This is a genomic window from Micromonospora chalcea, from assembly GCF_028768405.1.
GTDB classification, from domain to species: domain Bacteria; phylum Actinomycetota; class Actinomycetes; order Mycobacteriales; family Micromonosporaceae; genus Micromonospora; species Micromonospora chalcea.
This window is the reverse complement of record NZ_CP118233.1, coordinates 3951381-3975086: the sequence shown is the minus strand read 5'-3', so window position 1 is coordinate 3975086 and position 23706 is coordinate 3951381. Positions and strand designations below refer to the sequence as shown.

At 72.8% G+C, this 23706-nt stretch carries 20 protein-coding genes; 13 read left to right on the top strand and 7 right to left on the bottom strand.

Annotated features, from left to right (window positions below; genetic code table 11):
* Positions 1-4 precede the first annotated feature (4 nt).
* The 3 genes from PVK74_RS17340 to PVK74_RS17330 all read right to left on the bottom strand — a co-directional run bounded on the left by PVK74_RS17340 (position 5) and on the right by PVK74_RS17330 (position 3079).
* Positions 5-1108 carry a sugar ABC transporter substrate-binding protein gene (locus tag PVK74_RS17340; RefSeq protein WP_043328325.1) on the bottom strand — a complete coding sequence of 368 codons (1104 nt, stop codon included), beginning with the start codon at positions 1106-1108 and terminating at the stop codon, positions 5-7.
* 204 nt (positions 1109-1312) lie between these two features.
* On the bottom strand, positions 1313-1792 hold the full coding sequence (gene ybaK / locus PVK74_RS17335) for a Cys-tRNA(Pro) deacylase (RefSeq protein WP_274476794.1): 480 nt from the start codon (positions 1790-1792) through the stop codon (positions 1313-1315).
* A gap of 54 nt (positions 1793-1846) precedes the next feature.
* Positions 1847-3079, bottom strand: coding sequence for a THUMP-like domain-containing protein (locus PVK74_RS17330; protein ID WP_274476793.1), 1233 nt, complete (start codon positions 3077-3079; stop codon positions 1847-1849).
* Between the two features lie 256 nt (positions 3080-3335).
* Between PVK74_RS17330 and groES the strand changes: the two genes are divergently transcribed.
* The 3 genes from groES to PVK74_RS17315 all read left to right on the top strand — a co-directional run bounded on the left by groES (position 3336) and on the right by PVK74_RS17315 (position 7206).
* Complete coding sequence (gene groES / locus PVK74_RS17325; protein WP_018222648.1) at positions 3336-3650, top strand: co-chaperone GroES; 315 nt, start codon at positions 3336-3338, stop codon at positions 3648-3650.
* Between the two features lie 70 nt (positions 3651-3720).
* Positions 3721-5364 (top strand): chaperonin GroEL, encoded by a 1644-nt coding sequence (gene groL / locus PVK74_RS17320; RefSeq protein ID WP_064446579.1) that lies wholly within the window; start codon positions 3721-3723, stop codon positions 5362-5364.
* A gap of 123 nt (positions 5365-5487) precedes the next feature.
* A complete protein-coding gene (locus PVK74_RS17315; RefSeq protein WP_274476792.1) occupies positions 5488-7206 on the top strand; it encodes a sulfite oxidase in 1719 nt (572 codons plus the stop codon).
* A 347-nt stretch (positions 7207-7553) separates the two neighbouring features.
* Here the strand turns inward: PVK74_RS17315 and PVK74_RS17310 are convergent, their stop codons facing one another.
* Complete coding sequence (locus tag PVK74_RS17310; protein ID WP_013288543.1) at positions 7554-7937, bottom strand: WhiB family transcriptional regulator; 384 nt, start codon at positions 7935-7937, stop codon at positions 7554-7556.
* Between the two features lie 252 nt (positions 7938-8189).
* Here PVK74_RS17310 and PVK74_RS17305 point away from each other — a divergent pair, with 252 nt between their 5' ends.
* Positions 8190-9002 (top strand): helix-turn-helix transcriptional regulator, encoded by an 813-nt coding sequence (locus PVK74_RS17305; RefSeq protein ID WP_043328333.1) that lies wholly within the window; start codon positions 8190-8192, stop codon positions 9000-9002.
* A 12-nt stretch (positions 9003-9014) separates the two neighbouring features.
* On the opposite strand, the gene PVK74_RS17300 is transcribed toward PVK74_RS17305, so the two are convergent.
* Entirely contained in the window at positions 9015-9419 is a 405-nt protein-coding gene (locus PVK74_RS17300; protein ID WP_043328334.1) for a DUF5319 domain-containing protein, read from the bottom strand.
* A gap of 197 nt (positions 9420-9616) precedes the next feature.
* Here PVK74_RS17300 and guaB point away from each other — a divergent pair, with 197 nt between their 5' ends.
* The 4 genes from guaB (at position 9617) to PVK74_RS17280 (ending at position 15365) form a co-directional block, all read left to right on the top strand.
* Positions 9617-11179, top strand: coding sequence for an IMP dehydrogenase (gene guaB, locus PVK74_RS17295; RefSeq protein ID WP_064446576.1), 1563 nt, complete (start codon positions 9617-9619; stop codon positions 11177-11179).
* Positions 11180-11209: 30 nt separating this feature from the next.
* Positions 11210-12328, top strand: a complete 1119-nt coding sequence (locus tag PVK74_RS17290) for a GuaB3 family IMP dehydrogenase-related protein (protein WP_043328337.1) — start codon at positions 11210-11212, stop codon at positions 12326-12328.
* Between the two features lie 98 nt (positions 12329-12426).
* A complete protein-coding gene (locus PVK74_RS17285; protein WP_274476789.1) occupies positions 12427-13818 on the top strand; it encodes a M1 family metallopeptidase in 1392 nt (463 codons plus the stop codon).
* Positions 13819-13907: 89 nt separating this feature from the next.
* Positions 13908-15365, top strand: coding sequence for a M1 family metallopeptidase (locus PVK74_RS17280; RefSeq protein WP_187694186.1), 1458 nt, complete (start codon positions 13908-13910; stop codon positions 15363-15365).
* A 4-nt stretch (positions 15366-15369) separates the two neighbouring features.
* Here the strand turns inward: PVK74_RS17280 and PVK74_RS17275 are convergent, their stop codons facing one another.
* The gene (locus PVK74_RS17275; RefSeq protein WP_274476788.1) at positions 15370-16470 is read right to left on the bottom strand and encodes an LCP family protein; all 1101 of its coding nucleotides are present in this window, start codon (positions 16468-16470) and stop codon (positions 15370-15372) included.
* 140 nt (positions 16471-16610) lie between these two features.
* Here PVK74_RS17275 and PVK74_RS17270 point away from each other — a divergent pair, with 140 nt between their 5' ends.
* Together PVK74_RS17270 and guaA are read left to right on the top strand one after the other, a co-directional pair.
* Positions 16611-18293, top strand: a complete 1683-nt coding sequence (locus tag PVK74_RS17270; RefSeq protein ID WP_274476787.1) for an FAD-dependent oxidoreductase — start codon at positions 16611-16613, stop codon at positions 18291-18293.
* A gap of 119 nt (positions 18294-18412) precedes the next feature.
* Entirely contained in the window at positions 18413-19969 is a 1557-nt protein-coding gene (gene guaA / locus PVK74_RS17265; protein ID WP_043328342.1) for a glutamine-hydrolyzing GMP synthase, read from the top strand.
* A 6-nt stretch (positions 19970-19975) separates the two neighbouring features.
* On the opposite strand, the gene PVK74_RS17260 is transcribed toward guaA, so the two are convergent.
* On the bottom strand, positions 19976-20287 hold the full coding sequence (locus tag PVK74_RS17260; RefSeq protein ID WP_166456932.1) for a PspC domain-containing protein: 312 nt from the start codon (positions 20285-20287) through the stop codon (positions 19976-19978).
* Between the two features lie 144 nt (positions 20288-20431).
* Between PVK74_RS17260 and PVK74_RS17255 the strand changes: the two genes are divergently transcribed.
* From PVK74_RS17255 to PVK74_RS17245, 3 genes are all read left to right on the top strand, one after another.
* Complete coding sequence (locus PVK74_RS17255) at positions 20432-21379, top strand: NUDIX domain-containing protein (protein ID WP_043328344.1); 948 nt, start codon at positions 20432-20434, stop codon at positions 21377-21379.
* 164 nt (positions 21380-21543) lie between these two features.
* Positions 21544-22422: an NUDIX hydrolase gene (locus tag PVK74_RS17250; protein WP_247677217.1), complete on the top strand. Its 879-nt coding sequence runs from the start codon at positions 21544-21546 to the stop codon at positions 22420-22422.
* A 346-nt stretch (positions 22423-22768) separates the two neighbouring features.
* Entirely contained in the window at positions 22769-23683 is a 915-nt protein-coding gene (locus tag PVK74_RS17245) for a CDP-alcohol phosphatidyltransferase family protein (RefSeq protein WP_043328345.1), read from the top strand.
* Positions 23684-23706 lie beyond the last annotated feature (23 nt).

Below are 23706 nucleotides of genomic sequence, written 5' to 3'. Positions count from 1 at the left end.
TGGGTCAGCTCACGCCGGCGTCGGTGCAGAGCTTCGCGAAGGCACCGGTGCAGAGTTCTTCCTTGGTGACGTAGCCGTCGGCCACGACGTCCTTGACGTTGTCCTTGAAGATGGCCTTGGGCTCCAGCAGCACGGCCGGCACGTCCCGGTTGCCCTCCGGGTCCTTGACCGTCTGGCCAGTGTCCTTCCGCTCACCCTTGGCGAGCGCGATGGCCAGCTCGGCGGCGGCGTCCGCCTCCTTCTTGACCGCCTTGTAGACGGTCATGCACTGGTCACCGGCGAGGATGTTCTGCAGGCCCTCCTTGGTGGCGTCCTGACCGGTCACCGGGACCTTGCCGTTGAGCTTGTTCTTCTTCAGCACCGAGATGGCCGCGTTGCCGAGACCGTCGTTGGCGGCGAGCACGCCGTCGATCTTGCCGCCGGCCTTGGTCATCTGCTGCTCGAAGATCGTGGCGGCCTGCGCGTTGTCCCAGGCCGGCACCGGGTCGTCGGCGACCTTGGTGTACTCCTTCGAGTCGAACTTCGGCTTGAGCACCGAGTCGTACCCGTTCTTGAACAGGGTGGCGTTGTTGTCGGTCGGCGAGCCGTTGAGGTACGCGATCGACGGGTTCTTGACGCCCTTGTCGGTCAGGCACTTGCTCAGGCCTTCGCCCTGGAGCTTGCCGACCGCCTCGTTGTCGAAGCTGACGTAGTACTGGGCGGAGCCGCCCAGGGTCAGCCGGTCGTAGTCGATGGTCGCGACGCCCTGCGACTTGGCCTTGTCGAGCACGGCCTTGCCGGTGCCGGAGTCCAGGTTGACGATCATCAGGACGTTGACGCCGCTGGTGATCATCTGGTCGGCGATGGTCTGGAACGCGGTCTTGTCGTTCTGCGCGTTCTGGATGTCGGAGTCGACGCCGGCCGCGTCGAACGCCGCCTTGAGGTACTTGCGGTCCGCGCCCTCCCAGCGGGCGGAGGACTTGCTGTCCGGCAGGATCACGCCGATCTTCGGCTTCTTGGCGTTGGAGCCGCCGGCCTCGTCGGAAGAACCGCCGTTGTCACCGCAGGCGGCCATGCTGCCGGTCGCGAGGAGACCGACGGCCGCGAAGGTGAGGAAGCCCTTGCGCATGTGCAGGGTCCTTTCGGAGGTGGGGGAGTGGTGATGTTTTGTTGTGTCCGGCAACGTATTCCCCGCCTCCCATGCGCCGCAAGACTGCCGAGGTCAGAAGTTTGTTGGCGGCGGTAACAATTCAGCAACGCGGTTGTCACCCGCGGGACACCGCCGGGAGAGCGTGCTCCGGGAACGCTCCCACACGTACCGTCACGAGCCCGCTCAGGCAGCGGCGATCGATGCCGTGGCCGCCCCGGTGAGCGCCACCAGATCCGTCGGCGTGAGCTGCACCTGCAATCCCCGGCGGCCCGCCGACACGTACACGGTCGGGTGCGCCAGCGCCGAGGAGTCGACGACTGTCGGTAGCCGCTTACGTTGGCCGAGCGGACTGATGCCGCCCCGCACGTACCCGGTCGCCCGCTCGGCCACCGCCCGGTCCGCCATCACCGCGCGCTTGCCGCCCACCGCGGCGGCCAGCGCCTTCAGGTCCAGCTCGCCGGTCACCGGCACCACCGCCACGGTCAGCCCGCCGTCGACCTCGGTGACCAGCGACTTGAACACCCGGTCCGGTGCCACCCCGAGCGCCGCGGCCACGAGCGCGCCGTAGTTCGGCGCGTCCGGCGAGACGTCGTACGGGTGGATGCTGTGGGCGATCTTCCGCTTGCTCAGCAACGCGATCGCCGGAGTGCCAGGGCCCGCCACGGGCTCAAGCTAACCCGCGCGCCGCGACACCGCGAGCTGGAAACGTGAGCCGGGTCAGCCGCCGACCGGAACCGGCCGGCACACGAGCACCGTGGGGTCGCCCGCCACCCGGGTCAGCACCAGGTCGGCCGCCGCCTCGCCGGACAGCCGCAGGTCACGGCGCAGCTTTTCCGGCTCCAGCGCCGACCCGCGCTTGCGGATCTCCACCCGGCCGACCCGGCGCTCCCGCAGCAGGGCGCGCAGCCGCTTCAGCGAGAACGGCAGCACGTCGGTGATCTCCAGACAGCGGGCGAACGGGGTGGGCCGGGCCTCGTCGGCGTACAGGTAGGCGATCGACGGGTCGGCGAGCGTGGCGTCGAGGTCGGCGGCCAACTCGGCGACCAGGTGCGCGCGGACGACCGCCGGGTCCGGGTCGTAGAGGAAGCGCCGGACCGGCCCCACCTCCGCTTCCTGCGCGCCCGTGCCGGTGAGGTGATAGGAAGGGACCCTTTTACTACCGGAGGCGTTAAGAAGGGGCCCTTCCTTCTCGCGCAGCAGGGTGGCGCGGCGGGGGACCTCGGCCAGCTCGCCGCACCAGAGCGCGGCCTCGACCAGGTCGCCGTCCACGCTCACCCACTCCGCCTCGGCGCCCGCCGGGATCAGCGCGTGGTCCAGCCCCGGCGCGACCTTCACCACTGTGCGCGGCACCCGCGCGGCGAGACCGGTGACGAAGTCCCACGGCGGGGAGTAGGAGTTCGGGTCGAAGACGCGCCGCCCGGTGCCGGCCCGCCGCCGCGCCGGATCGCAGAACGCGCCTTCGACGCGGCTCACGTCGAACTCCGTGGCGTCGCCGCACTCGACTGTCACCAGATCGGCGAGCCCGGCCGCCTCGGCGTTCGCGGCGGCCATCGCGGCGGTCAGCGGGTCGGCCTCCACCGCGTACACCCGGATGCCGGCGCGGGCGGCGGTGAGCGCGTCGGCGCCCAGGCCGCAACCCAGGTCGGCCAGCGTGGTCACGCCCGCGGCGCGCAGCCGTGCGGCCCGGCGGCCGGCGACCACCCCGCGGGTGGCCTGCTCCAGCCCGGGCCGGGTGAGGAACATCCCGGCCGCCGCCGCGCCGAACTTGCCTGCTGCCCGGCGGCGCAGCTCGGCCTGGGTCAGCGCGGCGGCGGCGAGGTCGCCCGGAATCCCGGCCGAGCGCAGCGCGGCCGCCGCCGCCAGCGGGTCGCCGCCGGCCACCCGCCCGGCCGCGGCGAGCGCCGCCGACCCCTCGGGGGTACGCAGCACGGCGAGCAGGTCGAGATCCACGCGCCCATTCTCCCGGGCCGGTTCCGGCGCGACACGGAGGGCGACGCGCGTTGGCACTCTCCTTGACGGAGTGCTAGCCGAGGAATAACCTGCGATTAGCACTCTCACCCTGAGGGTGCCAACGCCCGAGCCTCGTGCCCGGGGGTTGAGCGCCAGGCGGACCGGCACCCGCGACGACGGCCCCGCCCGGTGGCATGTGGCAGATTGACGCTGGTCGGCACGCCGGCCGGCAACGACACCAAGTACCCGGGAGGGTATGCCCGTGACTACCGCGACCAAGGTTGCGATCAAGCCGCTCGAGGACCGCATCGTGGTCCAGGCGAACGAGGCCGAGACCACCACCGCCTCGGGCATCGTGATCCCCGACACCGCCAAGGAGAAGCCGCAGGAGGGCACCGTCCTCGCTGTCGGCCCGGGCCGGATCGACGACAAGGGCAACCGCGTGCCGATCGACGTGAAGGTCGGCGACACCGTCCTCTACTCGAAGTACGGCGGCACCGAGGTCAAGTACGCCGGCGAGGAGTACCTGGTGCTCTCCGCCCGCGACGTCCTCGCGGTCATCGAGAAGTAAGCAACCGATCAGTGTCGTTGCCCCGGTCCGGCTCGCCGGGCCGGGGCAACGTCGCTTCGAAGGGATACTGATGGCGAAGATCCTCAGCTTCTCGGACGACGCCCGGCACCTGCTCGAGCACGGTGTCAACGCCCTCGCGGACGCGGTCAAGGTCACCCTCGGCCCGCGCGGGCGCAACGTCGTCCTGGACAAGAAGTTCGGTGCGCCCACGATCACCAACGACGGCGTGACCATCGCCAAGGAGATCGAGCTCACCAACCCGTACGAGAACCTCGGCGCGCAGCTGGTCAAGGAGGTGGCGACCAAGACCAACGACGTCGCCGGCGACGGGACCACCACCGCCACCGTGCTGGCCCAGGCCATGGTCCGCGAGGGCCTGCGCAACGTGGCCGCCGGCGCCAACCCGACCGGCCTGAAGCGGGGCATCGACGCGGCGGCCGCCAAGGTCTCCGAGGCGCTGCTCGGCAAGGCCGTCGAGGTCGCCGGCAAGGAGTCGATCGCGCACGTCGCGACCGTCTCCGCGCAGGACGCCGCGATCGGCGAGCTGATCGCCGAGGCGATGGAGAAGGTCGGCCGCGACGGCGTCATCACCGTCGAGGAGGGCTCCGCGCTCGTCACCGAGCTGGAGGTGACCGAGGGTCTGCAGTTCGACAAGGGCTTCATCTCGCCGAACTTCGTCACCGACCTGGAGGCGCAGGAGGCGGTCCTGGAGGACCCGTACATCCTGATCACCACCCAGAAGATCTCGGCGATCGAGGAGCTGCTGCCGCTGCTGGAGAAGGTTCTCCAGAACAACAAGCCGCTGCTCATCGTCGCCGAGGACGTCGAGGGCCAGGCCCTGTCGACGCTCGTGGTCAACGCGCTGCGCAAGACCGTCAAGGTCTGCGCGGTCAAGGCCCCCGGCTTCGGCGACCGCCGCAAGGCGATGCTCCAGGACATGGCGATCCTGACCGGCGCCGAGCTGGTCGCCCCGGAGCTGGGCTACAAGCTCGACCAGGTCGGCCTGGAGGTGCTCGGCACCGCCCGCCGCGTCGTGGTCGACAAGGAGAACACCACTGTCGTCGACGGTGGCGGGCAGGCCTCCGAGGTCGCCGACCGGGTCGCCCAGATCCGCAAGGAGATCGAGGCCTCCGACTCGGAGTGGGACCGGGAGAAGCTGGCCGAGCGGCTGGCGAAGCTCTCCGGCGGCATCGCCGTGATCAAGGTCGGCGCGGCCACCGAGGTCGAGATGAAGGAGCGCAAGCACCGCATCGAGGACGCCATCGCCGCGACCAAGGCCGCGGTCGAGGAGGGCACGGTCCCGGGTGGCGGCGCCGCCCTGGCCCAGATCCTGCCGGCGCTCGACGACGACCTGGGCTTCACCGGTGACGAGAAGGTCGGCGTCTCGATCGTGCGCAAGTCGCTCGTCGAGCCGCTGCGCTGGATCGCCCAGAACGCCGGCCACGACGGCTACGTGGTGGTGCAGAAGGTCGTCGGCAAGGACTGGGGCCACGGCCTCGACGCCGCCACCGGCGAGTACGTCGACCTGGCCAAGTCCGGCATCATCGACCCGGTGAAGGTGACCCGCAACGCGGTCAGCAACGCCGCCTCGATCGCCGGCCTGCTGCTCACCACCGAGAGCCTCGTGGTGGAGAAGCCGGCCGAGCCGGAGCCGGCCGCCGGTGGCCACGGCCACTCGCACGGGCACGGCCACCAGCACGGCCCGGGCTTCTGACCCGAGGAGTACGCCCGACGTCAGGGCACACCGCCGACCCGGTGGTGTGCCCTGACGCATATGTCCTTACGGATCGCTGACGAGATTGGCAGCCGGGCCCGCGGGGCGACCAGACTGGAGCCCGTGAGCACCCTCTCCCCCCGCCGGGCGGCGTCGGCCGGTGTCGTCGCCGCCGTGGTGGCGCTCGGCGCCGCCGAACCCGTTGCGGTCCTGACCGGCCCCCGGTCGGCTCCGCTCGTCGCCGTCGGCGGACTCGTCGTCGACCTGGTGCCCGAGCCGCTCAAGCAGTTCGCCATCAGCGTCTTCGGCACGTACGACAAGATCGCGCTGCTGATCGGGACGGCGCTGCTGCTGGCCGCCTTCGGGGCGCTGCTCGGTCTGGCGGCGGTCCGGCGGCTGGCGATCGGCCTGGCCGGCATCGCCGCGTTCGCCGCGCTCGGTGTCGCCGCCGCGCTGACCCGGGCCGGCGCTGACGCGTTCGACGCGCTGCCCTCCCTGATCGGCGGCGGACTCGGCGCGCTGACGCTCTGGGCGTTCGTGGCCGGCCCGCTGGGCGCCGACCCGGCGCACCGGAAGCGACCGGGGCGCGACCGGTCCGACGCCGTGCGACGCGACCGGGCCGGGACCGGCCCGGCGGAGCGCGACGGGGCCGCTTCGGCGGACGGCGAGCCGCCGTCCGCGTCGCCCCCGCCATCCGCCCCGCCTCCGGCGGTCGCCGCGCTGGCCCGGGAGGGGGAGACGCCGGGCGGCTGGGAGCCGGCCCGGCCCGACGACGCGGAGTCGCGACGACGGTTCCTGCGTGGCGCCGGGCTGCTCACCGGCGCGGCTGCGGTGGCCGGGCTGGGCGGGCACTGGCTGGCCGGCCGGCGTGGCGTGTCGACGGCCCGGGACGCGGTGACGCTGCCCGCCCCGGCCGCGCCCGCCCCACCGCTGCCGGCCGGAGCCGACCTGTCGCTGTCCCGGCTCGCGCCGTACGTCACGCCGAACCGGGAGTTCTACCGGATCGACACCGCGCTGGTGGTGCCGCAGGTGGACCCGGTCACCTGGCGGCTGCGCATCCACGGGCGGGTCCGCAACCCGATCGAGCTGAGCTTCGACGACCTGCTCGCCCGCCCGATGGTCGAGCGCTACGTGACGCTCGCCTGCGTCTCCAACGAGGTGGGCGGCGACCTGATCGGCAACGCGCGCTGGCTTGGCGTACCGATCAGGGAACTGCTGGACGAGGCCGACCCGGAGGACGGGGCGGACCAGGTCGTCGGGCGCGCCGTCGACGGCTGGACGTGCGGCACGCCCACCTCGGTGCTGCGCGACGGGCGGGACGCGCTGCTCGCGGTCGGCATGAACGGCGAGCCGCTGCCGATCCAGCACGGCTTCCCGGTGCGGATGGTGGTGCCGGGCCTCTACGGGTACGTCTCCGCGTGCAAGTGGATCACCGAGCTGGAGCTGACCAGCTTCGCCGACTTCGACGCGTACTGGGTGCCGCGCGGCTGGTCAGCGCAGGGCCCGATCAAGACGCAGTCCCGGATCGACACGCCCCGGCCCCGCAGCCGTCCCGCCGCCGGTCCGGTGACCGTCGCCGGTGTGGCGTGGGCGCAGCACCGCGGCATCAGCCGTGTCGAGGTACGCGTGGACGGCGGCCCCTGGCAGGAGGCGACGCTGGCCCCGGCGGTGTCGGCGGACACGTGGGTGCAGTGGTCGTGGCGGTGGGACGCCACACCGGGCGAGCACACGCTCCAGGTCCGGGCGACCGACAGCACCGGCGAGACCCAGACGGAACAGCGCGCCCCGGTCGTCCCGGACGGCGCGACGGGATGGCACACGATAAGGGTCACAGTCACCTGACCCGCACCGTCGCGAGGACCGCTCTCGGTGGGGAGATGGCCTGCCCGTGCCACTGGCGGGTGCCTGCCGATCGGGTGCGCGCCGCTTGGCTCCGGCCTGAGTCCAGACTCCCGAGCGCTCACGAAAGAGATCTTGGTATGAAACGGCCCCTATAAGGGCCGTTTCATACCAAGATCTATGTGGTGTCCTAGCATCTGGAACGCCGATCCTGGTATTCGAAACGGTAGGCGAGTCGCCCAGCGGCGGCCTTCGCCGCGCCGGGGTGCGGGGGCCAGCGGATGCCCCGGGCCACGACACGACGCCGCGCCCCGGGATCCGGGGCGCGGCGTCGGGGGTCGTGAAGCCGGTCAGGCGACCTTGCGCTGGTCCGGCACGGCGGTGTTGTGCGGGCGGCCGAGGCGCGCCTCCAGCCGGGCGATGTCCACCTTGGTCTGGCGGCGGTCGGCCAGGTCCTCCCAGCCGAGCGCGAGCAGCCGCAGCCGCTCGGACTCGCTGAACCCGCCCCAGACGCCGTACGGCTCGCGTACGGAGAGCGCGTGGGCGGCGCACTCGGCGCGTACCGGGCAGGCGCGGCAGACGGACTTGGCGCCCATCTCGCGGCGCAGCCGGGAGGAGCCGCGCTCGCCGTCCGGGTGGAAGAACTGCGCGCTGTCGCGGCCACGGCAGGCCCCGAGCCGCTGCCAGTCCCAGAGCTCGTCGATCGGTCCAGGCAGCCTACGTACGTTCGACATCAGCACCCCTCCTCCCGCGCGGCACCGCGGAGAATGTTCGTGGCCAGCTACCGGGCGGCGGTCCGCGCGGGATGCCGGTTCCGGATGAACCCCTCGGTACCCGAGCGGTCCGCGCCTCACACATCTGTGATCGAAAACCTCGGACAGTCGGTGGCATATGCCCCATCTGTCGGAAAAGTTCGGATGATTGCCCGGAACCCCCTCCCGAGCCCACCTCCGCATGGTCTGCTCTGAGTCGGAGAGGAGACCACTGTGCGTAGTGTTCTTGTGTGCGTACGGACACCATTGGCGGCCCAGCATCTGACCTCCGCGGCGGCGCGGCTCGGGCTGTCCGGCGTCGTCCGGACGGCCGTCTCCGATCCGGAGGTGATGTTGCGGCTCGCGGAGCGCCCGGTGGACGTGGTGCTCGCCGACACCGCGCTGACCCGGCCGGACAGCGCCGGTTTCGTGCGCCGGGTGCTGGCCCGCGCGCCGCAGGCGGCGGTGCTGCTGCTCGGGGCCGAGGAGTCGGAGTCGGCGGCGGCCACCATCAGCGCCGGAGCGCGCGGCCTGATCCAGAACGCCGACCACGATCTGACCAGCGCGGTCGCCAAGGCGCTGCTGCTGCTGTCCGCTCCCGGGCGGAGCAACAGGCACCGGGTGGCGGACACCGCCCGGGACGCGGCAGCGGTCGGCGGTCCGGCCCGGTCGGCGGGGCGTACCCCGGGTGGGCCCGGCTGGCCGGCGGCGGCGCCGGTGGACGCGGCCGGCCTGCCCACGGTGGTGCCGGTGCAGCGGGGTGAGGACGCGGAGGACCCGGCGGCGGCCGACGCGGCGGAGGCGGCCCGCCCGGGCGCCGGTCAGCGGCCGGCCCGGACGCCGCGCGGTGCCATCGGGCTGACCGAGCGGGAGCTTCAGGTGCTGCTCGGCATGGCCGAGGGCAAGAGCAACGCGGAGATCGGGCGGGAGTTGTTCGTCTCCGAGGACACGGTCAAGACGCACGCCCGACGGTTGTTCCGCAAGCTCGGGGCGCGGGACCGGGCACACGCCGTGGCGGCCGGATTCCGGGCCGGCCTGGTCGCCTGACCCGGGCCGGAGTCACTCCGACGCGGAGTCGTCGGTGCCCTCGGTGAGCGTGTCGTGCACGCCGTCGGCGTAGCCACGGGCGTAGTCCCAGCTCACGTAATGGTCCGGGTCCGGGTCGTAGGCCGGTTCGTGCACCCGGGGGCGCCCCGAGTTGAGCAGGTGGCGCAGGTTTCCGCGCAGCAGGTCCCAGTCGAAGTAGTGCGGCTCGCGGCAGTCCTCGCACTCGATCACCAGGCCGCGCACCCCGATCGGCTGGAGCAGCGCCTGGTAGATCTCCAGATCGGCGAGGTCCTCCAGCACGTCCTGGCGTTCGACGTCGGTCAGCGGGTCGAGCGCGTCGTCGTCGCCGGGATCGTGCAGACCGGCAGCCGGATCGGCGGGGTCGCCGTTGAACGGGTCGATGGGCTCGTCGTGCACCCCCTCACCGTAGTCCCCGGGCCGCCGGAAAGCCCGCCCCAGGCCGCGCTGTGGCCCGGCCTACCCCCGGGCCCGCCGCTGCCCGGACGGGAACGGGCCAGTGGGTACGATGAGGCGACGCGCCGTCACCAGGCGCCTGCCGGTGCCCCCGCGCGCCGCCTCGCTGCAGCCCGATCGACCAGCTCAGGGGAGCAATCGTGGAGAATTCGCCCAGCACCGAGATCCCGGCCGGCACCGACGGCGGGGAGCTGGGTGGCCATCTGCCCGAGCTGCCGGCCGGTTCGGCCCGGGTGGTACCGCTCGGGTTGACCTTCGACGACGTCCTGCTCCAGCCGGGCGAGTCGGACGTCGTACCCAGCCGGGTGAACACCCGTACCCGCCTGACCCGCAACATCGAGCTGACCGTGCCGCTGCTGTCCAGCGCGATGGACACGGTCACCGAGGGGCGGATGGCGATCGCCATGGCCCGCCAGGGCGGCATCGGCGTGCTGCACCGCAACCTGTCGGTGGAGGACCAGGCGCTCCAGGTCGACCTGGTGAAGCGCTCCGAGTCCGGCATGATCACCAACCCGGTGACCGCCAGCCCGGACGACACGCTGCGCGAGGTCGACGCGCTCTGCGGTCGCTACCGCATCTCCGGCGTGCCGGTGATCGACGGGCAGGGCCAGCTGGTCGGCATCGTCACCAACCGCGACATGCGCTTCGTCTCCGACCCGGCCACGCCGGTCCGCGAGATCATGACGCGCACTCCGCTGATCACCGCCCCGGTCGGGGTGAGCAAGGACGACGCGCTCGGCCTGCTGCGCCAGCACAAGATCGAGAAGCTGCCGATCGTGGACGCGGGCGGCAAGCTGCGCGGCCTGATCACGGTGAAGGACTTCACCAAGAGCGAGCAGTACCCGAACGCGACCAAGGACGACGCGGGCCGGCTCCGGGTCGCCGCCGCGGTGGGCGTGGGCGAGGACGGCTACAAGCGGGCCCGTGCCCTGGTCGACGCCGGCGTGGACGTGGTCATCGTGGACACCGCGCACGGGCACCAGCGGGCCGTGCTGGAGATGGTGGCCCGGCTCAAGCGGGACGTCAGCATCGACATCGTGGGCGGCAACATCGCCACGTACGCGGGCGCGAAGGCGCTCGTCGAGGCCGGCGCGGACGGCGTGAAGGTGGGCGTCGGCCCGGGCGCCATCTGCACCACCCGGATCGTGGCCGGGGTCGGCGTACCGCAGATCACCGCGATCATGGAGGCGGCCCGGGCCGCACGCCCGGCCGGCGTGCCGGTGATCGGCGACGGCGGCATCCAATACTCCGGCGACATCGCCAAGGCGCTCGTCGCGGGCGCCGACACGGTGATGCTCGGCAGCCTGCTGGCCGGCTGCGAGGAGAGCCCCGGCGAGCTGATCTTCATCAACGGCAAGCAGTACAAGGCGTACCGGGGGATGGGCTCGCTCGGCGCGATGCAGTCGCGTGGCCAGGGCAAGTCCTACTCCAAGGACCGTTACTTCCAGCAGGACGTGCTCGCCGAGGACAAGCTGGTCCCGGAGGGCGTCGAGGGCCAGGTGCCCTACCGGGGTCCGCTGTCCGCCGTCGCCCACCAGCTCATCGGCGGCCTCCGCGCCGCCATGGGGTACGTGGGCGCGGAGAGCATCCCGGAGCTGCACCGGCGTGGCCAGCTCATCCGGATCACCGCGGCCGGGCTCAAGGAGAGCCACCCGCACGACATCCAGATGACGGTCGAGGCGCCCAACTACCACTCCCGCTGACCCACCACCCCCAACCACCTGGAGTCCCTCATGCGTGACGTGGTCGAGATCGGGCTGGGCAAGACCGCGCAGCGCGGCTACCACCTTGACGACATCGCCATCGTGCCGAGCCGCCGCACCCGGGACGTCGACGACGTCTCCACGGCGTGGCAGCTCGACGCGTACCAGTTCGGCATCCCCTGCGTCGGCCACCCCTCGGACGCGACCATGAGCCCCGCCTCGGCGGTCCGGCTGGGCCAGCTCGGCGGCCTCGGCGTGCTCAACGTCGAGGGCCTCTGGACCCGGTACGAGAACCCGGCCAAGGTGCTGGAGGAACTGGCCGGTCTCGGCGAGGACGCGCGGGCGACCAAGCGCCTCCAGGAGGTCTACGCCGAGCCGATCCGGCCCGACCTGATCGCCGAGCGGGTACGCGAGCTGCGCGAGGGCGGCGGCACGGTGGCGGTGCGGGTCTCGCCGCAGCACACGCTCGCGCTGGCCCCGGTGATCCTCGACGCCGGCGTGGACATCCTGGTCATCCAGGGCACGCTCGTCTCGGCCGAGCACGTCTCCACCACCGACGAGCCGCTGAACCTCAAGGAGTTCATCGCCGACCTCGACCTGCCGGTCATCGTCGGCGGCTGCACCGACTACAAGACCGCGCTGCACCTGATGCGTACCGGCGCGGCCGGTGTGATCGTGGGCATCGGCGGCGACGACTGGTCGACCACCGAGTCGGTGCTCGGCATCCGGGTGCCGATGGCCACCGCGATCGCCGACGCCGCCGCTGCCCGCCGCGACTACCTGGACGAGACCGGCGGCCGGTACGTGCACCTGATCGCCGACGGCGACATGCAGACCTCCGGCGACATCGCCAAGGCACTCGGCTGCGGCGCGGACGCGGTGATGCTCGGCGAGCCGCTGTCGCTCTGCGAGGAGGCGCCGGCCGGTGGCGCCTGGTGGCACTCCGCGGCCAGCCACCCGTCGCTGCCCCGGGGCGCGTTCGAGGTGGCCGGCGAGCCGCTCGGCTCGATGGAGAAGCTGCTGTTCGGCCCGGCCGACGAGCCGGACGGCCAGCTCAACCTCTTCGGCGGCCTGCGCCGCGCGATGGCCAAGTGCGGCTACCGTGACCTCAAGGAGTTCCAGAAGGTCGGGCTGGTCCTCGACCGCTGAGCACCGCTGAGCACCGGCTGAGCACCGCATGACGGCGCGGGCGGCGGCCCGGACGTGTTCCGGCCCCGCCCGCGCCGTCGCGCGTCTAGGCTCGCCGGGTGAGACGGGGGCGGATCTGGGCGGCAGGGCTGGTGGCGGCGCTCGCGGTGAGCGGATGCACGGGCGGCGACGAAAACGGGTTCCGGCCGGGCGCGGCGGACGCCGGTGACCCGTACGTGCCGGGCGCCGGCAACGGCGGCTACGACGTGGGCCACTACGCGCTCGACGTGCGCTACGACCCGGCCGGCGACAGGCTCGCCGGCACCGCCACGCTGACCGCCACCACCACCCGTGCGCTGTCCCGGTTCCAGCTCGACCTGGCCGGGCTGGACGTCGAGCGGGTCCGGGTGGACGGGGAGGCGGTGAAGCACCGCCACGACGGCGCCGAGCTGATCGTCACCCCGCCGCGCGGGCTGCCGCCGGGGAAGCGGCTCACCGTCGAGGTGACGTACGGCGGGGTGCCGCAACCGCTGCCGAACGCCGAACTCGGCGACGGCGGCTTCCACGCCACACCGGACGGCGCGATCGCGCTCGGCCAGCCGGAGTCGGCGAGCACCTGGTACCCGGTCAACGACCACCCGTCGGACAAGGCGACCTACGACTTCACGATCACCGTGCCGGACGGGCTCGCCGCGCTCGCGAACGGCGTGCCGGAGGGCAAGACGTCAAGCGGCGGCTGGACCACCTGGCGCTGGTCGGAGCGCGCGCCGATGGCCAGCTACCTGAGCACGCTGGTGATCGGCGACTACCGGGTCAGCACCGGGACGCACGCGGGCAAGCCGCTGGTCACCGCCGTCGCCGAGGCGCTGCCCGCGGACGGGCCGGCCGCCGCGTCGGTGGCCCGCACCGGTGAGATCGCCGACTTCCTGGCCGAGCGGTTCGGTCCGTACCCGTTCGAGGCGTACGGCGGGATCGTGGTGGCCGACGAGCGCATCCGGTACGCGCTGGAGACGCAGAGCCGGCCGGTCTACGGGCCGGGCTTCTTCCGGGGCGACCGCCCGAACACCGAGGTGGTCGCGCACGAGCTGGCCCACCAGTGGTTCGGCGACAGCGTCTCGGTGGCCCGGTGGAGCGACATCTGGCTCAACGAGGGCTTCGCCACGTACGCCGAATGGCTCTGGGCCGAGCACGACGGCGGCCGGACGGTGGCGCAGACGGTCGCCGAGCGGTACGCGGACACCGACTGGTCGAAGCCCACTGTCGACCCGGGCCGGTCCGGGATGTTCGGCGACGCGGTCTACCAGCGGGGCGCGCTCGCGGTGCACGCGCTGCGCCGCGCGGTCGGCGACGAGACGTTCTACCGGGTGCTGCGCGGCTGGCTGGCGCAGCACCGCAACGGCAACGTCACCACCGCCGACTTCGTCGGGTACGCCGAACGCACGTCGGGGCGGCCGTTGCGGACGCTGCTGGACGCCTGGCTGGTCGGCGCGACGCCACCGGGACTGCCGTGACGTGGGCGTGACCGCCGCTGGGTAGGCTGCCGCGGGCGGAGCGGCCCGTGGGCGGGGCCGCTGTTCGGGACCCCGGAGGGATCGAGGCGATGACGCGGCGCGGCGGACGACGACGGCTCGGGCTGCTGGCCTGCACGACGCTGCTGGTGGCCGGCTGCGGCTCGGCCGAGCCGGACCCGGGACCGGCGTCTCCCACCACTGCCGCCCCGGCGGCCACGCGCAGCTTCGCGGCGGGCGCGGCCGGCGCGGGCGACCCCTACTTCCCGAGCTACGGCAACGGTGGCTACGACGTCGCGCACTACACGGTGAAGGTGCGCTACGACCCGGAGACGGACAAGCTCAGCGGCACCACCACGATGCGGGCCACCGCGACCGCCGACCTGTCCGCGTTCAACCTGGACCTGGCCGGGCTGACCGTCCGCGCGGTGACTGTGGACGGCGCCGCCGCCCGGCACAGCCGTACCGGCAACGAACTGGTGGTCACCCCGGCCACCGGGCTGACCTCCGGCAACGGGTTCACCGCCGAGATCCGGTACGACGGGCGGCCGGAGCCGCTGCGTACCGAGTCGCTGGGCGAGGGCGGCTGGCTGCACACCTCGGACGGGGCGATCGCGCTCGGTCAGCCGGAGTCGGCGAGCACCTGGTTCCCGGTGAACGACCACCCGTCGGACAAGGCGACCTACGACTTCGAGATCACCGTCCCGAAGGGACTGACGGCGGTCTCCAACGGCGTGCCGAAGGGGAAGTCGACAAGCGGCGACTGGACCACCTGGAAATGGTCGGAGGGCGCGCCGGCGGCCAGCTACCTGACCACCGTGGCGATCGGGAAGTTCCGGGTCACCACCGGCGAGCACAAGGGGCGGCCGGTGTACAGCGCGGTCACCACGCAGCTGCCCCAGGGCGCCCCGGACCGGTCGATCGCGCGTACCGTCGAGGTCGCCGACTACCTGGAGAGCGTCTTCGGGCCGTACCCGTTCGACTCGTACGGCGGCGTGGTGATCGACGACGACCGGATCCGGTACGCGCTGGAGACGCAGAGCCGTCCGGTCTACTCGGCCAGCTTCTTCCGGCAGGGCGACAACACCGGCGTGGTCGCGCACGAGCTGGCCCACCAGTGGTACGGCAACAGCGTGTCGATCCAGCGCTGGCAGGACATCTGGCTCAACGAAGGGCTGGCCACGTACGCCGAGTGGCTGTGGGCCGAGCACAGCGGCTCGACCACCGTGCAGCGTACGTTCGAGCAGAAGTACGCGAACGCCGGCTCGCAGGTGTGGCGGACGCCGCCGGGCAAGCCGGGGGTGGAGAACCTGTTCAGCCGCTCGGTCTACGACCGGGGCGGGATGACTGTGCACGCGCTGCGGGTGGCGGTGGGCGACACCGCGTTCTTCACCGTCCTGCGTACCTGGGCGGCGGAGCGGAAGAACGGCAACGCCACCACAGCCGACTTCGTCGCGCTGGCCGAGCGGGTCTCGGGCAAGAAGCTGGCGAAGGTCTTCGACCCGTGGCTGTACGGCACCGAGCGCCCGCCCGCCCCGAAACCGCTGTAGGTCCTCAGTTCTTGACGCGCAGCGACGGGTGGGCGGTCAGGAAGGCGTCGGGCCGCCCGTCGCGCAGCGCGGTGAGGAAGTCGCGGCCCAGCGGCTTGAGCTGCTCGCCCCGGTACGCGCCGCCGCTGCTCACCCCGGCGCCGGGCAGCACGACGAGCGTGAGCCGGTCGGCGGGCAGGCCACCGAGGGCGTACGCGAAGTCGACCAGGTTGCGGCCGCCTCCGGCGTACACCAGGGTCTTGCCGAGCGCGGCGACCACCTGCTCGACCCGCTGCGGGTCGCGCGCGGTGCCCTGGTCGACGATCTTGCGGGCCAGCGCCCGGAGCAGTTGCTGCTGGTGCCGCTGCCGGGTGTAGTCGCCGCCCGCGGTGTAGCGCTGCCGCGCGTAGTCCAGCGCCTGCCAGCCGGTCAGGTGGCGGGTGCCCTTCTCGTAGACCATCTGCGGCCCGGTGTAGCCGCCGCCGGTCAGCGTCCGCATGGTGCCGTCCGGGCGGCGGTGCCGGGACTCGACCCGCTGGTCCACGTAGAGGTCGACCCCACCGAGCGTGTCCACCAGCTTGTCGAAGCCGCCGAACGTGATCACCGCGCCGGCGTCGATGCGCAGCCCGGTGTAGCGGGAGACGGTGGTGCGCAGCAGCTCGTACCCCTGGGCGGTGCTGGGGTTGGCCTTGTCGCCCGGCACCCGGCTGCCGTAGCTCATCGCGTGGGTGAGCTTGGTCCGGCCGCCCGGGTAGCGCGCCTTCGGGTAGGCGGGGATGTCCACCACCAGGTCGCGGGGGAGCGAGAACAGGTACGCCCGGTCCAGCCCGGCGGGTACGTGCAGCAGCAGCACCGCGTCGGCGTGCGGCTCCCAGCCGGGGATGCTGACCCGGGTGTCGACGCCGACGAGCAGCAGGTTGAGCGGGCCTTTCAGGTCGGCGCCGGGCGGCGGCGTCGGGCTGGCGGTGGTCGGGGCGGGCGTCGGCGAGGCCGGTGGCGTGGTGCTCGGGCCGGCGGCCGGGGCGGCCGGACGGTTCGCCACCAGCCGGGTGGTCACCACCGCTCCGGTGGCGACCAGCAGCGCGGCCACCAGCGCGGCCAGGCCCAGCAGGCGTCGTCTCGTCACGTTCGTGCCTCCCCGTGTGATTCGACGCGCCAGGAGGGCCCAGAGGTTGCAGTGGTGGGAATCCCGGCGATCGAGCGCTCTGCATGATGTGCGAAAAGGTCTCGTTGGCGCTATAGCTACTCGTCGGTAATGATGCGTCCATGCGCTACGACGTGGTCGTCATCGGGTCCGGGTTCGGCGGCAGCGTCACCGCGCTGCGGCTGGCCGAGAAGGGTTACTCGGTCGGCGTCCTGGAGGCCGGGCGGCGCTTCGCCGACGACGAGTTCCCGCGTACGTCCTGGCGGGCGCGACGGTTCCTCTGGGCGCCCCGGCTCGGCTGCTTCGGGCTCCAGCGGATCACGCTGCTGCGCTCGGCCGACCGCAAGGCCGGCGGCGGCGTGCTCGTGCTCTCCGGCGCCGGGGTGGGCGGCGGCTCGCTCGTCTACGCGAACACGCTCTACGAGCCGCTCGACGCGTTCTACGCCGACCCGCAGTGGCGCGACATCACCGACTGGCGCGACGAACTGGCCCGCCACTACGACCAGGCGAAGCGGATGCTCGGCGTCACCACGTACCCGATCGACACCCGCGCGGACCAGGCCGTCCGCGCGGTGGCCGAGCGGATGGGGGTGGCGCACACCTACCACCCGACGCCGGTCGGCGTGCACATCGGGCGGCCGGGCGAGCGGGTGGCCGACCCGTACTTCGGCGGGGCCGGCCCGGACCGCACCGGGTGCAGCCACTGCGGATCGTGCATGACCGGCTGCCGGCACGGCGCCAAGAACACGCTCGTGAAGAACTACCTCTGGCTGGCCGAGCGCCTCGGCGTGCAGGTGCACCCGCTGACCACCGTGACCGCCGTCCGCCCCGACCCGGCCGGCGGCTACGCGGTGCACACCGAACGCACCGGCGCCTGGCTGCGCAAGCGGCGCGAGGTGATCCACGCCGACCAGGTCGTCTTCGCGGCCGGCGCGCTCGGCACCCAGCGGCTGCTGCACGAGATGAAGGCGACCGGCGCGCTGCCGGCGCTCTCGCCCCGCCTCGGCGAGCTGACCCGCACCAACTCCGAGGCCATCCTCGGCGCCTCGGTGGCGCCCGGCGCGGCCCGGAAGCGCGGCGTCGACTTCACCGAGGGGGTGGCGATCACCAGCTCGTTCCACCCCGACCCGCAGACCCACATCGAGCCGGTCCGGTACGGCAAGGGCTCCAACGCGATGGGCCTGCTCCAGTCGCTGCTCGTCGACGGCGGTCCCCGCCGCGCCCGGCGCTGGCTGGGCAGCATCGTCCGGCAGCCCCTGCTGGCGGCGCGGATGCTGTCCGTACGCCGCTGGTCCGAGCGCACCGTGATCGCGCTCGTCATGCAGTCGGTCGACAACTCGCTGACCACCCGCTACCGCCGGGGCCGGCTGGTCTCCGGCCCCGGCCACGGCGCGCCCAACCCGACCTGGATCCCGGCCGGCAACACGGCGGCCCGGCTGCTCGCCGAGGAGATCGGCGGCACCCCGGGCGGGGCGGTCACCGAGCCGTTCAACATCCCGGTCACCGCGCACATCCTCGGCGGCGCGGTCATCGGCGCCTCCCCGGACGAGGGCGTCATCGACCCCTGGCACCGGGTGTACGGCCACCCGGGGCTGCACGTGGTGGACGGCGCGGCGGTCTCGGCGAACCTGGGCGTCAACCCGTCGCTGACGATCACCGCGCAGGCCGAGCGGGCCATGTCGTACTGGCCGAACAAGGACGAGGCGGACCCGCGTCCGGCGCTCGGCTCGCCGTACACCCGGGTCGCGCCGGTCCCGCCGCGGCGGCCCGCCGTCCCCGCGCACGCCCCCGCCGCCCTGCGGTGAAAGGAAGGGCCCCTTCTTAACGCCTCCGGTAGAGGAAGGGGCCCCTGTTAACACATTCACCCCGCCACACCGCCGGGGCGCGTCCGCGCGCCCGGTGACTGTCGGTAGGCTTTGCGCACATGAGCACGCCTCGCCCCGTCCTCGTGGTGGACTTCGGAGCCCAGTACGCCCAGCTCATCGCGCGCCGCGTCCGCGAGGCGAAGGTCTACTCGGAGATCGTCCCGCACTCCATGCCGGTGTCCGAGATGCTGGCGAAGAACCCCGCCGCGATCATCCTGTCCGGCGGTCCGGCCAGCGTGTACGCGCCGGACGCGCCCCAGATCGACGCCGGCGTGTTCACCGCCGACGTGCCGGTCTTCGGCATCTGTTACGGCTTCCAGGCCATGGCCCAGGCGCTCGGTGGCACCGTCGCGCGCACCGGCAACCGCGAGTACGGCGGCACCCCGCTGCGCCCGCGCCTGACCGAGCCCGGCGTGCTGCTGCGCGACCTCCCGGCCGACCTGCCGGTCTGGATGAGCCACGGCGACTGCGTCACCGAGGCGCCGGAGGGCTTCACCGTCACCGCCGAGTCGGCGGGCGCCCCGGTCGCCGCGTTCGAGGACCTGGCCGGCCGCCGCGCCGGCGTGCAGTTCCACCCGGAGGTCGGGCACACCGCACACGGCCAGGAGATGCTCACCCGCTTCCTGTACGACATCGCCGGCATCGAACCGACGTGGACGCCGTCGAACATCATCGACGAGCAGGTCGCCCGGATCCGCGAGCAGATCGGCGACAAGGAGGTCATCTGCGGCCTCTCCGGCGGTGTCGACTCGGCGGTCGCCGCGGCGCTCGTGCACCGTGCCGTGGGCGACCAGCTCACCTGCGTGTTCGTGGACCACGGCCTGCTGCGGGCCGGTGAGGCCGAGCAGGTCGAGAAGGACTACGTCGCCGCCACCGGCATCAAGCTGAAGGTGGTCGACGCCCGGGAGCGGTTCCTAGGCGCGCTGGCCGGGGTGACCGACCCGGAGCAGAAGCGCAAGATCATCGGCCGGGAGTTCATCCGGGTCTTCGAGGCCGCCGCCCGGGAGATCGCGGCGCACGGCGACGTGGAATACCTGGTGCAGGGCACGCTCTACCCGGACGTGGTGGAGTCCGGCGGCGGCACCGGCACCGCCAACATCAAGAGCCACCACAACGTCGGCGGCCTCCCCGAGGACCTGAAGTTCTCACTGGTCGAGCCGCTGCGCACGCTGTTCAAGGACGAGGTTCGCACGATCGGCCTGGAGCTGGGCCTGCCCGAGGCGATGATCTGGCGGCACCCGTTCCCCGGCCCGGGCCTGGCCATCCGGATCATCGGCGCGGTCGACGAGGAGCGTCTCGCCGTGCTCCGCAAGGCCGACCTGATCGCCCGGCAGGAGCTGACCACTGCCGGCCTGGACCGGGGCGTCTGGCAGTTCCCGGTGGTGCTGCTGGCCGACGTCCGCAGCGTCGGGGTGCAGGGTGACGGGCGCACCTACGGTCACCCGGTGGTGCTGCGCCCGGTCTCCAGCGAGGACGCGATGACCGCCGACTGGTCCCGGCTGCCCTACGACGTGGTGGCCCGGATCTCCACCCGGATCACCAACGAGGTCGCCGAGGTCAACCGCGTGGTCCTGGACGTGACGAGCAAGCCGCCGGGCACCATCGAGTGGGAGTGACGCCGCTCAGGCCGCGGGCGGCGGTCCGGCGTCCGGCCCGGTCGGCGGGACCGGCGGCCACCCGGGCGCGGTGCCCGGCGGGTGCGGCCAGGCGGGCGCGCCGGCCGGCTCCTCGGGCATCAGGAACCACATGATCGGGTACGCGAGCGCGGCGAGCCCGCCGGTGAGCACCGTGGCGGTCGCGAAGATCACCCGGATCAGTGTGGGGTCGGCGGCGAAGTAGCGGCCGAGGCCGCTCGCCACGCCGGCGATCATGCGGTCGCTGATCGGGCGGCGAAGCTGCTTGTACGGGGCGTGGGAGGGATTCGGAGAGGTCATGTCTCCACGGTCCCGCGCGTCGAGGCGGGCGACCTCGGTGACCGCCCGGAGCCCTACCCTGATGCGTCCCTGAGACGCCAGCGAAGAGTCAGGAATCTGACTCTTTTCGATCCCGGTAACCCGCTCCGGGGAGAATTTGATCCCGTGACCACCTCGCTGGAGCCGCTCCGCAGGATCGCGGCATACGCAGTTTGTGCTGATTCAAACGGCCGAGTGTTGCTGGTCCGCGCATCGGAGCGCTCCGGCACCCCCGGCACCTGGTCGCTCCCCGGAGGAGCGGTCGACCACGGTGAGGACCCCAAGCACACAGTCGTCCGGGAGACCGCGGCCGAGACCGGGCTCTCGGTCGCCGTCGCCGGCCTCCAGGACGTGCTCGCCGACATGCGGGCCCTGCCCGAGCGGCGCATCACGATCCACACCGACCGCCTCCTCTACACCGTCTCGGTACGCGGCGGGACGCTCACCGAGCGGATCGACCGCCCGACCGACCTGGCCCGCTGGTTCACCCTCGACGAGGCCCGGGAGCTGCCGCTGCGGTCGTTCACCGCGCGTGCGCTGGGCCTGCCCACCTCCACCGACGACATCGTGCCGGAGGAGGTGCCCGAGTTCCCCTCGTTCTACGCCGTGCCCGGCCCGGACGGGCTGCACCGGGCGCAGCGCTTCGCCGCGTACGCGGTGGTGACCGACCCGGAGGAGCGCGTGCTGCTGACCCGGGTGTCCGACGGCTACCCGGGCGCCGGTTGCTGGCACCTGCCCGGTGGCGGCACCGACTACGGCGAGCAGCCGGGCGCGGCGCTGATCCGGGAGCTGGTCGAGGAGACCGGGCAGACCGGCCGCCTGGTCGAGCTGCTCGGCGTGGCCAGCCACCGGGACGCCGCCTCGCTCGGCCCGGAGGGCTACCCGATCGACTGGCACGGCGTACGCGCCTTCTACCGGGTTGTGGTCGACCAGCCGGCGCCGCCCACGGTGGCCGACGTCGGCGGCTCCACCTGCGAAGCCCGCTGGTTCCGGCGCGAGGAACTCGGCGCCCTGCCCACCGACCGCCTCACCGAGGTGACCGCCGAGGCGGTCCAGGCCGCCCATCTCCTCTAGACCCACCCGACCCGCTCACACCCGCGCCCCACTCCGGCGATCATGAAGTTGACGGCGGGAAATGTCCGCCCCGGTACCGCTAACCTCATGATCGACGGAGTGGGGCGCTCGGGTGCGGGGGAGTGGTGCGGGTGGAGCAGCAGCGGCGGGTCGGGGCGTACGGGATGCTGCGGGACTCCGAGGGGCGGGTGCTGCTGGCGCGTGGCTCGGCGAAGTGCCCGTACCCGGGGGTGTGGCAGCTGCCCGGCGGCGGCGTCGAGCACGCGGAACACCCGGCCGACGCGGTGGTCCGCGAGTTCGCCGAGGAGACCGGGCTGACCGTCGCGCCCGGCGCGATCCGGGCCGCCGTCGCCGACGTGACCGCGTTCCGCGCCGAGAACGTCGCGATGCACACCGACCGGTTGATCTTCGACGTCGAGGCGCGCGGCGGGCGGCTGCGACCCGAGCCCGCCGGCGGCACCGACGAGGTGGGCTGGTTCACCCCGGAGGAGGCGGCGAGCCTCCCGCTGATGGTGTTCACCGCCGAGCTGCTCGGCCTGCCGGTGACTCCGCTGCCGGCCGACATGCCCCGCGGGCTGCCCGTCGACCCGGCCGGGCCGGCCGTCGACCGACGGCAGCGCTTCGCCGCGTACGGGCTGGTCACCGATCCGGCCGACCGGGTGCTGCTCACCATGATCGCCGACGGTTACCCGGGCGCGGGTCGCTGGCACCTGCCCGGCGGCGGCACCGACCACGGCGAGCAGCCGGCCACCGGGCTGCTGCGTGAGCTGGTCGAGGAGGCCGGACAGCTGGGCCGGGTGGTCGACCTGATGGCGGTGGACAACCTGCACAACCCGGCCGCGCTCGGCCCGGAGGGCCGGCCGCTGGACTGGCACGGCATCCGGGTGATCTACCGGGTACGCGTGGACGCGCCGACCGAGGCGGTGGTGACCGAGCTGGCCGGTGGCTCCACCGCCCGGGCGGCCTGGTTCGCGCCGGAGCAGGTCGGCGGCCTGTCGATGACCGATGTGGCGGCCCGCGCCACCGGGCAGCGGGTGAGGTGAATCGCTCGCCGAGCCGCCCTGGGTGACCTCCGGTACAGTCGGAAGGAAGGGTTGGCCGACAAAAACGGACGTTGAAGCCCGAGATGGGAATGATTGAGCGGTTCGTGCGGTTAAGGGAGATATAAGTACCGCCGGCAGCTATCGCCAAGCCCCTGTTCCCTGTGCAATGGTGTACTCCGCAAAAGGGCTGCCGGACCCGAAAGGTCCGGCACGAGACAGCCGGACACCCGCCCCGTCGAGGGCGGCCAGCCGATCCGGTGATGGAGGAAACGTGCCGAGAGCCCCATGGCGCCGGCGTCGTACGACTGACAGTCCGCGCCCCGCAGGGCGTCGCTGGGCGGGCCGGTTGCGCCGCAGCAGCACGTTCGCCCGCCAGGTGCTGCTGGTCCGGGTGGGCCGCCGGGACGGCGCGGCCGTTCCGGGGACCGACCTGGTCACCCCCGACCACCGTTACGCAGACCGCCAGCGTCTCCGCTACGGCCGGCTCGACACCGACATCGAGGTGGTACGCCCGGTCAGCCCGGCGCTCGCCCCGGCCGCCCCGGTCGACGACGAGTCATCGGCGATGTCGATCCCGCTCCTGCCGGGTGAGCGCACCGCCGCCCGCCGGGTCAAGTTCGCGCTCGTCAACGCGTGCACGCTGAGCAGCCTCATGCTCGGCATGCTGGCCATCTTCCTGGCCATGCGCGGTGACGTGCAGATCGCCGCGATCTGCCTGATCGCGTGCGTCGCGTTCGACGGCCTCGACGGCGCGCTGGCCCGCAAGCTCGGCGTGGCCAGCCCGTTCGGCGCGCAGATGGACTCGCTCGCCGACATGTGCTCCTTCGGCCTCGCCGCGCCGGTGGTGGTCTACGCCTCGCTGGCCGGTTCGGTGCCCCCGGCGGCCGCCGCGGTCTCCTGCGCGCTCGTCGCCGCCTGCGCGGCGATCCGGCTCGCCCGGTTCAACGTCTCGCCGAAGGACGGCCGCTTCTTCTGCGGTGTGCCGACCACCATGGCGGCGGCAGTGCTCGCCCTGACCGTGGCCATCGGCGTGCCGGTCCCCGGCCTGGTGATGGTGGCCGGCGTGGCGCTGCTCGCCTTCGCCATGGTGTCGAGCTTCCCGTACGCCAAGCTCGCCCGGCTGCTGAAGCTGCCGCCGTGGCTCTGGCTGGCCCCGGTGATCGGCGCGCTCGTCGACATCCGGCTCACGTTCGCCCTCGTGGTGGTGGGCTACCTGGTCAGCGGGCCGCTGCTCTGGCTGCACCAGCGCCGTACCGCCTGATCCGAGAACGACAGAAGGGGCGC